Origin of the sequence: Asticcacaulis sp. AC460, assembly GCF_000495795.1 — a bacterium.
Classification (GTDB): domain Bacteria; phylum Pseudomonadota; class Alphaproteobacteria; order Caulobacterales; family Caulobacteraceae; genus Asticcacaulis.
In genome coordinates this window covers 224,538-240,166 of record NZ_AWGD01000008.1, presented here as the reverse complement: position 1 = coordinate 240,166, position 15,629 = coordinate 224,538, and the positions used below count along the sequence as shown (strand labels likewise).

17 protein-coding genes are annotated in these 15,629 nt (G+C 62.7%); 12 read left to right on the top strand and 5 right to left on the bottom strand.

Annotated features, from left to right (window positions below; genetic code table 11):
* Positions 1–226 precede the first annotated feature (226 nt).
* The 4 genes from ygfZ to ABAC460_RS29610 all read left to right on the top strand — a co-directional run bounded on the left by ygfZ (position 227) and on the right by ABAC460_RS29610 (position 2,906).
* Positions 227–889: a CAF17-like 4Fe-4S cluster assembly/insertion protein YgfZ gene (gene ygfZ, locus ABAC460_RS29620; protein WP_023452230.1), complete on the top strand. Its 663-nt coding sequence runs from the start codon at positions 227–229 to the stop codon at positions 887–889.
* Entirely contained in the window at positions 886–1,470 is a 585-nt protein-coding gene (locus ABAC460_RS29615; RefSeq protein ID WP_023452229.1) for a DNA-3-methyladenine glycosylase I, read from the top strand. Before ygfZ ends, ABAC460_RS29615 begins: the two co-directional genes overlap by 4 nt.
* Before the next feature lie 83 nt (positions 1,471–1,553).
* A complete protein-coding gene (locus ABAC460_RS0124200; protein ID WP_162150294.1) occupies positions 1,554–2,273 on the top strand; it encodes a DUF805 domain-containing protein in 720 nt (239 codons plus the stop codon).
* An 18-nt stretch (positions 2,274–2,291) separates the two neighbouring features.
* The gene (locus ABAC460_RS29610; protein WP_023452227.1) at positions 2,292–2,906 is read left to right on the top strand and encodes a ribonuclease HII; all 615 of its coding nucleotides are present in this window, start codon (positions 2,292–2,294) and stop codon (positions 2,904–2,906) included.
* A gap of 1 nt (position 2,907) precedes the next feature.
* On the opposite strand, the gene ABAC460_RS29605 is transcribed toward ABAC460_RS29610, so the two are convergent.
* The gene (locus ABAC460_RS29605; RefSeq protein WP_023452226.1) at positions 2,908–3,459 is read right to left on the bottom strand and encodes a PepSY domain-containing protein; all 552 of its coding nucleotides are present in this window, start codon (positions 3,457–3,459) and stop codon (positions 2,908–2,910) included.
* 238 nt (positions 3,460–3,697) lie between these two features.
* On the opposite strand from ABAC460_RS29605, the gene ABAC460_RS29600 reads away from it, so the two are divergent.
* Positions 3,698–4,822, top strand: coding sequence for a site-specific DNA-methyltransferase (locus ABAC460_RS29600; protein ID WP_023452225.1), 1,125 nt, complete (start codon positions 3,698–3,700; stop codon positions 4,820–4,822).
* Here ABAC460_RS29600 and ABAC460_RS29595 read toward each other — a convergent pair.
* From ABAC460_RS29595 to ABAC460_RS29580, 4 genes are all read right to left on the bottom strand, one after another.
* Positions 4,819–5,739 (bottom strand): polysaccharide deacetylase family protein, encoded by a 921-nt coding sequence (locus tag ABAC460_RS29595; protein ID WP_023452224.1) that lies wholly within the window; start codon positions 5,737–5,739, stop codon positions 4,819–4,821. The two genes, ABAC460_RS29600 and ABAC460_RS29595, sit on opposite strands and share 4 nt — an antisense overlap.
* A gap of 21 nt (positions 5,740–5,760) precedes the next feature.
* Complete coding sequence (locus tag ABAC460_RS29590) at positions 5,761–6,171, bottom strand: hypothetical protein (protein ID WP_023452223.1); 411 nt, start codon at positions 6,169–6,171, stop codon at positions 5,761–5,763.
* An 81-nt stretch (positions 6,172–6,252) separates the two neighbouring features.
* Entirely contained in the window at positions 6,253–6,663 is a 411-nt protein-coding gene (locus tag ABAC460_RS29585) for a hypothetical protein (RefSeq protein WP_023452222.1), read from the bottom strand.
* Between the two features lie 59 nt (positions 6,664–6,722).
* Positions 6,723–7,793, bottom strand: coding sequence for an A/G-specific adenine glycosylase (locus ABAC460_RS29580; RefSeq protein ID WP_023452221.1), 1,071 nt, complete (start codon positions 7,791–7,793; stop codon positions 6,723–6,725).
* A gap of 50 nt (positions 7,794–7,843) precedes the next feature.
* Here ABAC460_RS29580 and ABAC460_RS0124195 point away from each other — a divergent pair, with 50 nt between their 5' ends.
* The 7 genes from ABAC460_RS0124195 (at position 7,844) to ABAC460_RS29555 (ending at position 15,595) form a co-directional block, all read left to right on the top strand.
* On the top strand, positions 7,844–8,356 hold the full coding sequence (locus ABAC460_RS0124195) for a DUF721 domain-containing protein (RefSeq protein ID WP_235075758.1): 513 nt from the start codon (positions 7,844–7,846) through the stop codon (positions 8,354–8,356).
* 262 nt (positions 8,357–8,618) lie between these two features.
* A complete protein-coding gene (locus tag ABAC460_RS29575) occupies positions 8,619–9,257 on the top strand; it encodes a DsbA family protein (protein ID WP_023452219.1) in 639 nt (212 codons plus the stop codon).
* Positions 9,258–9,263: 6 nt separating this feature from the next.
* Positions 9,264–9,920: a thioredoxin domain-containing protein gene (locus tag ABAC460_RS29570; protein WP_023452218.1), complete on the top strand. Its 657-nt coding sequence runs from the start codon at positions 9,264–9,266 to the stop codon at positions 9,918–9,920.
* Positions 9,921–9,945: 25 nt separating this feature from the next.
* Positions 9,946–10,647, top strand: a complete 702-nt coding sequence (locus tag ABAC460_RS0124190) for a DsbA family protein (RefSeq protein ID WP_023452217.1) — start codon at positions 9,946–9,948, stop codon at positions 10,645–10,647.
* 111 nt (positions 10,648–10,758) lie between these two features.
* A complete protein-coding gene (gene smc / locus ABAC460_RS29565; protein ID WP_023452216.1) occupies positions 10,759–14,229 on the top strand; it encodes a chromosome segregation protein SMC in 3,471 nt (1,156 codons plus the stop codon).
* 237 nt (positions 14,230–14,466) lie between these two features.
* Complete coding sequence (locus ABAC460_RS29560; protein WP_035425935.1) at positions 14,467–14,769, top strand: AtpZ/AtpI family protein; 303 nt, start codon at positions 14,467–14,469, stop codon at positions 14,767–14,769.
* A gap of 64 nt (positions 14,770–14,833) precedes the next feature.
* Positions 14,834–15,595, top strand: a complete 762-nt coding sequence (locus ABAC460_RS29555) for a F0F1 ATP synthase subunit A (RefSeq protein WP_023452214.1) — start codon at positions 14,834–14,836, stop codon at positions 15,593–15,595.
* Positions 15,596–15,629 lie beyond the last annotated feature (34 nt).

The following is a 15,629-nucleotide window of genomic DNA, read 5'->3' as shown; positions in this document are numbered from 1 at the left end:
GTCCCGTAATAGACGAACTGCAATTCAAAGCCTTGGCATGACCCGCATAGCACATCTTTCTCACCGCGCCCTGATCCGTATCACCGGTCCCGATTGGGCCCCTTTTCTGAAGGGGTTATGCACGGCGCGTATCGACGACCTGATTCGTCCGGAAGACTCACATCATGGCGGCCAAACTTCGCCTAGTAGACTGGCATACGGGGCTTTTTTGCGGCCACAGGGCAAGATGTACGCCGACTGCCTGCTCTCGCCGCGCTCTGCTGACGAAGTCTGGCTCGACGTGCCGCAGACTGCGCGCGAGGAATTACTTGCGAAACTGAACATGTACAAGCTGCGCGCCAAGGTGACGATAGAGCCGCTGGACCTCGCCGTCCACGCCGCCTTTGATGGTTCGTTGCCGGAGGCATTTGCCGCCGACCCGCGCGGTGAGGTCATCGGCGCGGGGTTCGGATGGTCGTACGATCCGCAACCCGCCGACGCTACTGCGGACGATTGGACGCAGTTCCGCTACCGTCACGGCCTGGCCGAAGCCGGCAGCGACTTCAGCAAGGATGAGCTCTATGCCATCGACGCCAATCTCGACCTGCTGGACGGGATCGACTTCAAGAAGGGCTGCTATGTCGGCCAGGAACTGACCTCGCGCATGAAGCGACGCGGCCAGATCAAGAACCGCGTCCTGCCGCTGCGCCATGACGGAAAGTTGCCCACCGGCGGTGAGGTGCTGATCGGCGATCGCCGCGCCGGCGAAGTCCTGGGCTCGATTGATGGCGCTTCGCTGGCCCTGATGCGGCTGGACCGGCTGGATGGCGACCTGATTTGCGATGGCACGCCGCTTAATCTGACCATTCCGGGCTGGATCGCCCCGCATATTTCCACGGAGGCCGCATGACCGACCTGATCCGCTGCCATTGGCCCAAGGACGACGGGCTCTATTGCGCCTATCACGACGAGGAATGGGGCGTGCCGGAATTTGATTCGCGCGCCCTGTGGGAGAAGCTGGTGCTGGACGGTTTCCAGGCCGGCCTGGCGTGGATCACCATCCTGCGCAAGCGCGATTCGCTGCGGTCGGCCTTCGCCGGGTTCGATCCGGATAAGGTGGCGCGCTTCGACGACGCCGATATCGAACGGCTGATGAACGACGCCGGGATCATCCGCTCGCGCGCCAAGATCCTGGCGGCCATCGACAGCGCACGTATCACCCTGGACCTGCGCGAAAAGGGCACTGACTTCAAGGACCTGATCTGGGCGATCCAGGACCACAAACCGCAAATCAACCATTTCGAACAGGGCCAGATCCCGACCGAGACGTCGACGTCGCGCGAATTGGCCAAGCTGCTGAAATCGCACGGCTACAAGTTCTGCGGCCCGGTCATCGTCTACGCTTTCATGCAGGCGGTCGGCATGGTCAACGACCACACCGTGACCTGTTTTCGCCATGCAGAAGTCTCCAAAATGATGAAAGCGGTTTAACCACCTTCCTTTGCGGAAACTTCAACCCGCTGGGGTAAAACCCCTCTTATCCAGTTACCGGGAAAGAGGGTGCACCGATGCTGATGTTCAAGCCATTTATGAAGTATGCCGATTTCCGGGGGCGTGCGCGCCGGTCCGAATATTGGCTGTTCCAGTTGTTCCAGTTCCTAGTGGCCTTCGTCCTGATCGCCATCATGATGATAAGCGTCGTCGGCAGCATTGCTGATCGCAATGCCGGCGCGGCCGTTGGCGGAAGTGCCGCACTGATGGGCTTCATCATGGTGTTTGCCTTGGCCTGCCTGCTGCCCAATCTGGCCGTCACGGTCCGCCGGCTTCACGACACGAACAAGTCCGCCTGGTGGTTGCTGCTGTATGCCCCCGGCGTCTTCGCCAACGTCACCAACATGCAGATGTTTGCCGCGATCGCATCGGGCAATCCCGACAATATCATGGCCGCTTCAACCCAGAGCTCGATCCTGAGCCTGGTCGGCTTCCTGGGTAATATTGTCATGTTCGTGCTGATGGTCCTGCCCGGCACGCCGGGGCCCAACCGCTTCGGTGATGACCCGAAAGGTGGCGTCGCTGATATCGCCCGCGTTTTCGACGCCCCGGAGCCCGAGGACTCCCGTCCCGCCTATGCCGAGCCGCACAAGCCGGTGTTCGACTTCGGTCCATCGCGCGGCGTGCCGATGGTGCGCGAGGCTGCCCCGGCGCCGGCGCCCCAACCGCGCTACACGCCCGCGTCCGCCGGCAATCCGCTGGCGCCCGGGGCCGTACGCCCGACCTTTGGCAAACGGCGATGAATCGTCTAAAGACGGTTCATGGCGGATTTTTTCCATGAACAGCGCTTTGCCGGTCTGGTGTGCGGCGTCGACGAAGCCGGCCGCGGCCCCTGCGCCGGGCCGGTCTGCGTCGCCGCGGTCATTCTGGACCCGGCGCGCACGCCCGACGGTATCGACGATTCCAAGGCCCTGACCGAAGCCCGCCGGTTCCATTTGGAACCTCTGATCAAAGACGCCGCCGTCGCCTGGTCGGTGATCACCATGTCGGTCGAAGACATCGACAGCATGAACATCCTGGCCGCCACGATGGAAGGCATGACGCGCGCCGTGATGGCAATCGATCCTTGCGCCCACCACGCCCTGATCGACGGCAACCGCTGTCCGAAACAACTGACCGTGCCGGCGACGGCCGTCATCGGCGGCGACGCCCTGTCGCTGTCGATTGCCGCCGCCTCGATCCTGGCCAAGACGGCGCGCGACCGCATCATGATCGAACTGGACGCCGTCTATCCGCAGTACGGCTTCAAGCGTCACAAGGGTTATCAGGCGGCCGCCCACTTGGAGGCCCTGCGCGTCCACGGCCCCTCGCCCGTCCATCGGATGTCCTGGTCGACCCTGCAGCAGTTGGCGTTGCCGCTGGGCGCGGCCGAATAAATTAGTGCGGCCATTCTTCGGTCAGGACTTCGGCCTTACCGTCCTTGACGCGGACCTCCAGCGAAGGCTTGGCCGGCTTGCCCTCGGCGAACAGCTCATAGATCACACTGCCGTCGCTTTCGATGCTTTCGATCACCCGCACCGGCACGACCGTCTTTGCTGAGGCTTCAGCGGTAGCGCGGACATCGGCGGGCGCATCCGCCCAGGCGATATCACGCTGAATCTCGACGACCTTGAACGCAGTCCCGTCCTGCAGCAGGTCGAGTTCGACATCGGAACCGTCCGGCCGCTTGCCTTCGACATCGTAATAGACCCGGCCGTCACGTTCCTTGCGCTTGGCCTCGCTGATCGTCATGCCGGGAATCGCCTTCAACGCTGTCGCCATGACCTCGGGTGGCAGATCGGCCGCAGCCACATCGGTGATGATATCGCCGGCCAGGGCCGACATCTCCGCCACCTCGCTGGCCGAGGCGATATCCGCCGGCTTTTCGTTCGTACATCCGGCCAGAGCCACGGCCGCACCGGCCACCGCATACCACATCATCGTTTTCATGTTGTCCTCCGTGGATCCGGCACAATTTCACGCTGTGACACCGGTCGCAATACGGAATTGAGAACAAAACGAATCCGAAAGTGAGTCCGCAAAGACTCACCCCGAAAAATATTTTCACAACCTGATTCCCGCGGAGTCAAGCCTTAAGCTATTTTTAACGCAAAAGGATTCTTGTCTTTGAATCAAGACCTTACCTCCCGTCCGGCAAAAGGCCGGCGGATTTGCCGAAAGTGATCCCATGCCGAAGCTCAAAACTGTCCCGGTTGCCCCTGCGAAGTCCCTGGCCGCCCCGCTCAAGCTCGACACCATCCACATCGGCGAATGCATCGAGGTCCTGAAATCCCTGCCGGACGCCAGCGTCGACCTGGTCTTCGCCGATCCGCCCTATAACCTGCAATTGGGCGGAGACCTGCTGCGTCCCGACAATTCCAAGGTCGACGCCGTCGACGATGAATGGGACCAGTTCGCCAGCTTCGAAGCCTATGACGCCTTCACCCGCGACTGGATGCGCGAATGCCGCCGCGTGCTGAAGGACGACGGCGCCATCTGGGTCATCGGCTCGTACCACAACATCTTCCGCCTCGGCGTCGCCATGCAGGACCTGGGCTTCTGGGTGATGAACGACGTCATCTGGCGCAAGGCCAACCCCATGCCCAACTTCAAGGGCACCCGCTTCACCAACGCCCATGAAACCCTGATCTGGGCGACCAAGGCCAAGGGCCAGAAGCGCTATACCTTCAACTATGACGCGCTGAAAGCCTTCAACGAAGACACCCAGATGCGGTCGGATTGGCTGATCTCGCTGTGCACCGGCGACGAACGCCTGAAGGACGAAAACGGCAACAAGGCCCACCCGACCCAGAAGCCGGAATCCCTGCTCTACCGCGTCCTGCTGGCCTGCTCCAAGCCCGGCCAGGTCGTACTCGACCCGTTCTTCGGCACCGGCACCACGGGGGCGGCCGCCAAGCGCCTGGGCCGTCACTTCATCGGTATCGAGCGCGACGAAACCTATGCCCGCCACGCCCGCGAACGCATCGCCAAGGTGATTCCGACCACGGCGGAAAACCTGAACGTCGTGGGGTCGAAGAAGGCAGAACCGCGCATTCCGTTCGGCGCCCTGGTCGAGGCCGGCCTGCTGCAACCGGGCGACATGCTGTATACCCCCAAGGGCGACAAGACCGCCAAGGTCCGCGCCGACGGCTCTCTGGTCTATGGCGATCTGAGCGGCTCCATCCACAAGATGGGCGCCATGATGGAGCAGTCGCCGGCCTGCAATGGCTGGACCTACTGGCGCTTCAAGACCGACGCCGGCCTCAAGCCGATCGACGACCTGCGCGCCCGTATCCGCAGCGACATGAACTAAAGTCCCAAGGCGTCCAGCTTGGCCTTCTCGTACGCGCTATCCTCGCCGGGATAGCGCGCTAGTTCCGGATGCCCGGCCGCGATAGCCGCCTGAAGCACTACACTCTGACCAGACGGCATGGCGTCATAGGTCCGGATAAGCTCCGGCTGGTCGAAAGCGGACGCCGCGTCGACCAGCCGCCAGCCGCGCGCCTTGAACATGGCCAGCAGGTCGCCCAGGAACAGGCCGTTGATGACATTGTGGTGCATCAGCAAGGTATGGTCGATCGACCGTCCGAAAATCGTCTTGGCGACACCGTCGTAAAAGGTCGCCTTTTCCCACATGTGGTCGAGATAGGCCTGGCGATACGGCGCCAGGTCAGCCTTCGGATCAGCCTTCAGGCGCGCCAGCAGGCGGCTGCTGTAGAACCAGTCCGACGTATCGATGGTGACATGGCCGTTGCGATAGCCGTTATCGCTCAATAGCTTGCGCAGGGCGTCGCGCCCCTCCACCGTCTTGCCCTCGGCCAGGAACGGAAAGCGGAACAGTTTGCGGAAACCGGCAAAGGGTTTCAACACCGCTTCGGCCTTTGCAATATCCTGCCAGTAGGCCTGCGGATCCGAGCCATTGTAGTAGCCGTGCGAAAAGGTGTGGTTGCCGATCAGATGACCACCGTCCGACCAGGCGGTCAGAACACGCGCCCCCACCTCGTCCACGGCGTTGCGTCCAGCGACAAAACCGGCCGCCTTGACGCCACGCCGCTCCACGGCCTCACGAAGCCGCTGATCGCGCGCCTCGCCGCTCATCAACGGATCGGGACTGAGGTCGAAGTCGTCGATGGTAACAGAAAGGCCCGGCGCGGCGTCCGCGGCCCAGGCGGGCGTAGTTCCAAGAGCCAGAAGCCCGGCGAGAAAAGCGCGACGATCAAAGCGAGTCATGGCCTGATCCTAGCACCGGATTTAGCGCGCGGCTATCGACGTCCGCTCTTCACCGCCTTCGAGCCGGAACCGGCAGGTAATGGTCACCAGGCGCCCAACGGCGTTTTCACCTGACAGCGTTTCGGTGCCGACCACCCATTTGCCAACACTCTCCACGGCGACCTCGACAAATTTCTGGTCGGCCATATCATTGTCCTCGGCTTCGCAGTCCATCAGGCGCCCTGACGAACTGACCACACAGGTAACCTCGAACGACTTGCCCTCGTCGGCGAGATCGAGATCGTCGCCGGACGGTTGATAGTGCGCCGGTTCGGGCTGGTATATGATGTTGAGATCGTCGATGGCGATCAGACCTTGCGCCCAAACCAGGGTCGGGCAGACCAGGATTATACCTACGGCAACCGGCCGGATATCGCGAAAACGCCACACCATACGCCAACCTCCCGCCTCTCTTTATCCGGTTACGACTCGTACCGTATGATGGGATGATGACATTTTTGACATTTATGTCAATTATTTTGCGCCGTCGGACGCAGCAGCCAGGTTGGTCTGATCTGTGCGATTGAACTGTACCGTCACAATCAGGGTTTTTCCGGCGGCAGGCCCGCCCGCGACGGTTTGCGGCGCCACCACCCACTGGCTGACATTCGCCGTGGCGATATCGACGAACTTCTGGTCGTAGAGGTCGTTTTCGCCGGCTTCGCACGCCGAGAGCCGGCCATCCGCCGCGATCGTGCAAGAGATGTCGAACGTCTTGCCCTGATCCTCCAGGTCAAAATTGGTGCCTTCGGGCTGGTAGCCGCTGGGGGGCGGCTGGTGCACGATGCGGACATCACCCAGATATACAGGCTCGGCAGCCAGGGCTGAAACGCCCAGAGCCGCCGCAGCTGCACCTGCCACAATCGCCACCCATGCCCGCTTCATGATCCGTCTCCATGCAATATGGGAAACTTAATGGCAGGATCAGGTGAAACCGATGCCTGTTAGCTGTCGGTATGATTAAGACTTGATAAGGACCTCAGGGCCTTGGCGAACACGGTCGGGAGGGATTTGGACTCCGTCAGCAGCAAAGCCTGATAGGCATTATGGCGACGCAGGAGGTCGGTCAGATCGGCGGTCGACACCCGCGCCAACCACACCTGCTGCGTCAGGGCAAAGTGCGTAAACACATGTTCATAGGCGCCAATATGTTGATATTTAAGGTCAAACAAGTGTTGAACATCACGCATTTCCGAAACCCATTCGGTATGTGGAAGGCCCAGCATTCCGCCCAGCAGCCCCTTGTCCTCACGCCGCTCCACAATCACCGAGACGCCGTCGGTCACAACGAATACAATCCCTTCGCGCCTCGGCTTGGGCGCCTTGGTCAGCTTGACCGGGAACCGGTCCGGATCGCCTCCCTCAAAAGCCAGACACCCGTCCGTCAGCGGACACAGCAGGCAGGCAGGTGACTTCGGCCGGCAGACCTGGTTGGCCAGGTCCATCAGCGCCTGGGGCCAGTCACCCGCACGTTCAGCCAAAACCCATTGCGCCGCGGCTTCGCGCACCTCTGCCCGCCCTGCCGGCAAAGGCGTTTCGATGGCATAGAGCCGCGCCATGACCCGCTCAATATTACCGTCGACCACATTGGCCGGCCTGTCGAAAGCAATCGCCGCTACCGCCGCCGCGGTATAGGGGCCGAACCCCGGCAGCCGCAGCAGCGCCTCTTCCGTATCCGGAAACTGGCCGCCATGATCGCGCATAACCACCCGGGCGCATTCCAGCAGCCGGCGCGCCCGGGCATAGTAGCCCAGCCCGGCCCACTGCCCCATCACCACGCCGTCCTCCGCCGCGGCCAGGTCGGCCACTGTCGGACACAACTCCAGGAAACGGGCATAGTAAGGCGCGGCATGGGCCGTCGTGGTCTGCTGCAGCATGACCTCCGACAGCCACACCCGGTAAGGATCGCGCGCCCCTTTTCGCCACGGCAGGTCGCGGCCGTGACGATCGTACCAGCTCAGCAGATCGCTGCGTAAACGCGAGACAAGCACCGCGTCTTTCTTTATAATCGCCATCTATGAAACGCTCTCTGCCATCGCTCGAAGACTCGTTGCGAATCCTGCGCATGACTCGTACCCGGCGCGCGCCCAAGGCGCCACCGCCAGTAAAGAAGCAGGTTCAGCCGCTGATGAAAAGCCTGGAGGCGCGTTTTGAAGGCCAGGACGATCCCGCCCACCGCCTGCAGCGGCGCTGGCCTGAAATCGCCGGCGAAAAACTGGCCAAACTGTGCGAACCCGTCCGCCTGATCAAGGGCCGCGCCGGAAGCTCGCAAGGCGGGGCGCTCGAAATTCGTGTCGCCGGCGCCTATGCGCCGCTGATCCAGCACCAGGCCGGCCCGTTGGTCGATCGGATCAACCTGTTCCTGGGCGGCAAGCCGGTCGACCGGCTGCGCATCATCCAGGGACCGCTCACCGTGGCGCCGCGCAAGGTCCCGCCGCCGAAACCGGCGCCCCTGAGCGCCGCGGAAGACCTGGCCCTGCAACAGCAACTGGGTGATGTCGGCGACGACAAGGTCCGCGCCGCCCTGCTGAAACTGGGGCGATCGGTCATGCGGCACCAGAAACTGCGCTCACCCTGAGAGACTGTTTGGAAACCCGCCATGCTGGCCTGCAACGGACAGTTTTCTGCGCTTCCGGTGCTCACGTACTTAAGTACGCTCCGCTCCGGTTCTCGAGACCAGCCCTTTTCGGCTCAGCCTGACGAATTTCCAATACAGTCTCTGACGACCCGCCATAAATTGAGCGCAATCCGTGCTATTAAAATGCGGTTGACAAAGCGGGCGGCGCACTGTTCTCAAAGCCATAAGGGCGCAAGGACGCGTCTAACTACGGGGTTTTCCGATGCAAACTTTTTCTCACCTTAGCCGCCGCGTCGCCGCCGTGGCCCTTTTTGCCGCCTCGGCCCTGGTTCTGGCCGCCTGCGGCGCCAAGCCGGGTGCCGTGACCGCCGACGACATGAGCAAGGGCGGCGAGACCGCCAAGGTGACCCTGATCGAATATGCCTCGGTCACCTGCGCCCACTGCGCCGAGTTTAATGAGACGGTCATGCCGCAGCTCGAAGAGAAATTCATCAAGACCGGCAAGATCAAATACGTCTACCGCGAATTCCTGACCCCGCCGAACGACGTTTCGGCCGCCGGCATCCTGCTGGCCCGCTGCGCCGGCAAGGACAAGTATTTCGAAGTCGTCGACACCATCATGAAGTCGCAGCGCGAAATGTTCGCCGGCAACTCGACGGCCAATGCCCGGCCGGTTCTGCTGAACATCGCCAAGAGCGTCGGCATGTCGGAAGATCAGTTCAACACCTGCATCACCGACCAGAAGGGCATCGAGCGCATTCAGAACAATGTCGACAAGTACATGAAGGAGAACGACGTCTCGTCGACTCCGACCTTCTTCATCAACGGCAAGAAGTTTGAGCGCAAGACCGGCGACTTCGCCGAGTTCGAAAAGGCGCTCCTCGACGCTGGCGTGAAGTAGGACGTCATGAAGGGGGCGGCGCTGAAAATCATGACGGCGACGGCCATGCTCGGCATGGCCGTCCTTCTCCTGCCTGCCGTCGCCTCCACACCGCAGGCCAAACCGAACCCCGCCGTCGTCGTAGAAGCCTCCGACGATATGACCAAAGGCAGCGAAACCGCTCCGGTCACCCTGATCCAGTATGTTTCGTTGACCTGCAGCCATTGCGCTGCGTTCAACGAAGAGGTCATGCCGCAGATCGAAGCAAAATACGTCGCCACCGGCAAGGTCAGGTACATCCAGCGAGAATATCTTACCCCTCCGAACGATGTCGCCATGGCCGGCATCCTGCTGGCCCGGTGCGCCGGCAAGGACAAGTATTTCGAAGTCGTCGACACCATCATGCGCTCGCAGAGCATCATGTTTTTCGGCGGCACAACCACCAATGTACGGCCGGTACTACTGAGAATCGCAAAGGACGTCGGCCTGTCACCGGAACAGTTCGATGCCTGCATGGTCGACCTAACCGCTCAGACCCGCGTCTACACCAACGCCGATAAGTACATACTGGAACACCACGTCAGGTCGACACCGACCTTTTTTATCAATGGCGTTGAATTCAAGCGCAAAACCGGTGATTTCGCCGAATTCGAACGCGCTTTCGCGGCTGCGGGCGTAAAGTAAAAGCGGGGATCGGGAAGGAGTGATCATGGCCAATTCAGCTTTGAAATCTGTGATAACGGCCGCCCTGCTCGGCATGGCCGTCCTCGCCCTGCCCACACTGGCGGCCGGCCCAGTTAAGCCTGTCCCCGCCAAACCTGTACCCGCCAAGCCGGTGCCGGCCCTGGTCATTCCGGCGGCGAAGCCCGGCCTGCTGCCCGACATGTCCCTGGGCAATCCCAAGGCAAAGATCACCGTCATCGAATATGCCTCGGCCGCCTGCCCCCATTGCGCCCACTGGAACGAAACGGTGTGGCCGGAATTCGAAACCAAGTATGTCAAGACCGGCAAGGTCCGCTACATCTTCCGCGAAGTCCTGACCAATCCAAGGCCCTACGCTCTGTCGGCCTTTCTGATCGGCCGCTGCGCTGTCAACCGCAGCAAAGACCCGACCAATTCCGCACCATATTTCGCCGTTCTGAACAGCTTCTATTCGGGTCAGGAAATCTATTACCGCACCAAGCGCATCGGCTTCGTGCTGAGCGACGTCAACACCAAGACCGGCATGACGGAAGCCGATGTCCAGGCCTGCGTCACGGACGAGACGGCGTTGTCGACCTTTTACGATAATATGAATGCCCATATGGACGCCGACCAGATCGAGTCGACGCCGACCTTCGTCGTGAACGGCAAGAAAATCGAAGGCCACGAACTCGCAGACCTGGACGCGGCCATCGCGGCGGCGAAATAGTCGCGGCGTTTTCCACTGTCATGCAACGACGCGGGCGGTATTTGCCTCGACAGGCGCGCGCCCCTATTATAGCCGTTAAGAATCAGTAAATTCGGTTTTTGGCCCCCGTCCTTGCAGTTTCAGAAGATCAAGCTTTCCGGGTTCAAGTCCTTCGTCGATGCGACCGAGTTCCGCATCGACCCCGGCCTGACGGGTATTGTCGGGCCCAATGGCTGCGGAAAATCCAACCTGCTGGAAGCCCTGCGCTGGGTCATGGGCGCCACCTCGGCGAAGGCAATGCGCGGCGCCGGCATGGACGACGTGATCTTCGCCGGTTCCGACAAACGCCCGTCGCGCAACTGGGCTGAAGTCACGCTCACCATCGACAATTCCGACCGCCTGGCGCCCCAGCCCTTCACCGACCAGCCGGTGCTGGACGTCGCCCGCCGCATCGACCGCGGCGCCGGTTCGTCCTACCGCATCAACGGCAAGGAGGTCCGAGCCCGCGACGTCCAGTTGCTGTTCGCCGACGCCTCGACCGGCGCCAATTCTCCGGCCCTGGTCCGTCAGGGCCAGATCTCGGAACTGATCGCCGCCAAACCGCAGAACCGCCGCCGCGTCCTGGAAGAAGCCGGCGGAGTCTCCGGCCTGCACAGCCGCCGCCACGAGGCCGAACTGCGCCTGACCGCCGCCGAATCCAACCTGTCGCGGCTGGACGACATCGCCCGCGAACTGGACAGCGCCCTGTCACGGCTGAAGCGCGAAGCCCGCCAGGCCGAGAAGTACAAGAAAATTTCCGCCGAGATCCGCGCCCTGCAGAAAGCCATACTCCACGCCAAATGGCTGGAGGTCCGCGCGCTTCTCGAAGGCGCTGTCAGCGACATGCAGGCCCAGTCGACGCGGGTCGAAACCTCGGCACGCGCCGCCGCCGTCGCCCAGACCTTCGCCATCGACGCCACCGAAGCCATCCCGCCCCTGCGCGAGGAAGAGGCCGTCGCGGCCACCGTCATGCACCGGCTGACCGTCGAGAAGGAACGGCTGGACCTGGAGGAAAAGCAGGCCGCCGCCGAGATCGAACGGCTGAAAAATGAACTGTCGCGCCTAAGGGCCGACTTCCAGCGCGAACTGGACCTGTCGTCGGACGGCTCGATCCAGCTCGAACGGCTGCAATCCTCCCTGACCCGCGTCCAGGCCGAAATCGCCGACGCCCCGTCGCGTGAGCCGGAGCTGCGTGCCGCCGTCGATGCCGCCGAAGCCGAGCGTCGCCAGGGCGACGCCGCCATCGAGGCCATGGCCGCCGAACAGGCCGCCCAGGTCGAGCGCCAGCGGCTGGAAGCCGCCCGCCTGAGCGAGGCCAAGGCGCGCTTCGACCGCATCGCCGCGCAATTGCAGACCGCCCACAACGAACGCAATGCCCTGGGCACCTTCGATTATGGCGCCGTCGACCGGCTGAAGACAGAAGCCGCCCAGGGCCAGACCGACCTGGACGCTGCGCGGAAAGCGGCCGAGGAGTTGGAAGGCGCGCGCGTCGGCCTGGTCAATGCCGAGGCCCAGGCGCGCAAAACCGCGCGCGAACTGGAAGACCAGCTCGGCCGGATGAACTCGGAAGCCCGCGGCCTGTCGCAAATCCTGCAGGGCGGTCAGAAGGCCAACAAGCCTGTGCTGGACGAGGTTCGCCCGGACAAGGGTTACGAACTGGCCCTGGCGGCGGCGCTCGGCGACGACCTCAACCTGACCCTGTCGAAGAAGAACAGCGATGCCCTCGCCTTCTGGAGCGAGGATTTCGAAAGCCGCGCAGCCCATATCGATCTAAAAAGCCTGGGGGCGACACCGCTCAGCACCCATGTCCGCGCCCCGGCCGCCCTGGCCTTGCGTCTGTCGACCATCGGGGTGGTGACGGCCGCCGAAGCCGAAAAACTGCACGGCCAACTTCCTGTTGGTGCCCGTCTGGTCTCCCGGGAAGGCGACCTGTGGCGCTGGGACGGGCTGATCGTCCGCGCCAAGGCCCCCAAGCCCGCCGCCGTACGCCTGGCCCAGCGCAACCGCCTCGATGAGCTAGAAGCCGACATCGCCAGCCTGAAGCCCCGGTTTGCCGAAGCCCAAACGGCCCAGACCACGGCCGCCGACGCCCAGCGCAAGCACGAAGACACGGTCCGCCAGGCGCGTGCACGGGTGCCGGACCTGGAACGGCTGGTGCGCTCCAAGCAGTTGGCCCTGGAAGAACGCTTGCGCGCCCAGACCCACTATGAAGCCCGCCTCGAAGGCCTGGAGGCCTCGCTGGCCCGGCTGTCCGGCGATCATGGCGAGATGGAAAACCTCTACCGCCTGGCTGTCGCCTCGCAGTCCGAAGCGCTGGACACCAGCACCATGAAGGCCACCCTGGACGCCGCCCGGGCCATCGCCGAGGGCAAGCGCCAGTCGGTGATGCGCGCCCGCGCCGAGTTGGACCAGGAAATGAGCAACCGCGCCGCCCGCGAGGGCCGCGAACGCACCCTGACCCGCGAACTGGCCGACTGGACCCGCCGCACCCAGGATTCGGGCTCGCGCCTGATCAAGCTGGAAAAGGACCAGGAGACCACCCGCGCCAATCTGGAAAAGGCTCAGGCCGCGCCGGCGCAGTTCGAATCACGCCGCATCGCCCTGGTCGACCAGTTGGAAGTCGCCCAGAAGCGCCTGTCGACCGCCCGCGATGCCCTCAATGCCGCCGAAACCGCCAAGCGCGACGGCGATATCAACCTGCGCACCGCCGAACAGGAGGCGTCCGCCGCCCGTGAAGAACGCGCCGGCGCCCAGGCGCGTCTGGAAGCCATCCAGGCCCGCGCCACCGAAATCGAAGCGGTGATTCTCGACCAGACCGGCGGCACACCCGACGACCTGGGGCGTAAGCTCAAGGAAGAGGCCATCGCCACTCCGGCCGACGCTTCGGGCGCCGAATCACTCCTGTCCGGCCTGGAGCGCGAACGCGACGGCCTGGGCGCGGTCAACCTGCGCGCCGAGGAAGAGGCCGCCGAATATGAAGGCCGCCTCGATACCCTGGGGCGCGAACGCGCTGACCTGATCACCGCCATCGCCAAGCTGCGCGACGGCATCGACGAACTTAATGCCGAAGGCCGCGAACGCCTGCTGGCGGCCTTCGAGATCATCAACGAACACTTCAAAACCCTGTTCGTCAGCCTGTTCGGCGGCGGTTCGGCCGAGCTGCGCCTGGTAGAATCAGAAGACCCGCTGGAGGCCGGCCTGGAAATCTTCGCCTGCCCACCGGGCAAGCGCCTCAGCACCATGAGCCTGATGTCCGGCGGCGAGCAGGCCCTGACGGCGACAGCACTGATTTTCGGCGTCTTTCTCGCCAATCCGGCGCCGGTCTGCGTGCTGGACGAGGTCGACGCGCCGCTCGACGACGCCAATGTTGACCGCTATTGCCGCCTGCTGGCTGAGATGCGCACCCGTACCCGCACGCGCTTCATCGCCATCACCCATAATCCGGTGACCATGTCGCGCATGGACCGGCTGTTCGGGGTCACCATGGCCGAACGCGGGGTGTCGCAGCTGGTCAGCGTCGATCTGTCGCAGGCCGAGGCTTTGGTGACCGAAGACGTCGCTTAAGTTTGCTTTTGGGGCGAAAATTGTGCGCCTGCGAAGCCTCTCAGGCAAGATTTACCCGCCAAACCGGCTGAAATCGCAACGGATTCTACCTTTTCAAAGCAGGCCGCGCCATAAAAATACCGGCATCGCGGTTTTGTCGCCCCCTGCGCTTGACCTTTGTAAGGCGTTTCAGTAGGTTCCGCCGCGTTCAAGCCGGGGGTGGTTTTTTCGACTACCCCTGCCTGTGTGGTGCTGACCGTGACAGATGAACCTCCCTACGGGTCCTCGCCGGACGACGAGCTGAAGGACCTCGATGACCGCCTCAAGGCGGCCGAAGCGCGTCAGCGCAAGTCGGTCGACCATGGTGCGGAAGTCGGCGCCAACCAGGGCTACCTGGCGCTTGGCGAACTCGTGGGCGGCATCGGTGGCGGTTTGGGACTGGGCTGGCTGGTCGATACCTACCTGTTGGGCAGTAAGCCTTGGGGTATGATCGCCGGCGCATTACTGGGCATGGTCGCTGCGGTCTACCTGATCGTGAAACGCGGCCAGTCTGAATCCTGAGGCAATCGCCTCATCCGTGACATTCCACCGGTTCGCGCCGGTACAATAAAGAGGTTTAGGGCTTATGGCCGATCCGTTACACCAGTTCCAGATCCAGAAGGTCGCTGAGCTTCCGTCCTTCGAAGTCGGCGGTGTCGTGGTCGATATGTCGATCACCAACTCGGTCCTGGCCATGATGATCGCCGTCGGCCTGACCCTGCTGTTCTTCACCCTGACCACCGCCCGCGCCAGCATCATTCCCGGCCGCGGCCAGGTCATGGCCGAAGGCCTGTTCAAGCTGATCGACGACATGACCGAATCGATCATCGGCCACGACGGCCGTAAGTTCATGCCGTATGTCTTCACGCTGTTCCTGTTCATCCTGAGCTGCAACCTGATCGGTATGTTCACCTATTTCACCGCGACCTCGCAGATCGCCGTGACCATGACCCTGGCCGCCCTGACCATCGTGCTGGTCATCGGCGTTGGCGTTTTCAGCCACGGTCTCGGCTTCTTCAAGCTGTTCGTGCCGTCGGGCGTGCCCTGGTACATCCTGATCGTTCTGGTGCCGATCGAAGTCATCGCCTTCATCATGCGCCCCGTCACCCTCACCCTGCGACTCTTCGGCAATATGCTGGGCGGTCACATCGTGATGAAGGTGTTCGCTGGCTTCATTATCACCACGGCGACCATGGGTGTCCTGGGATGGGGCATCGGCCTGGTCTCGCTCTCCACCATCGTCGCCCTGACGACCCTCGAATTCCTGGTCGCCTATCTGCAAGCCTTCGTGTTTGCCGTTCTGACCTGTGTCTATCTCGGTGACGTGGTCAATATCGGCCACCACTAATCTAACTGAAAATCCTACCTTACGGAGCTACCCC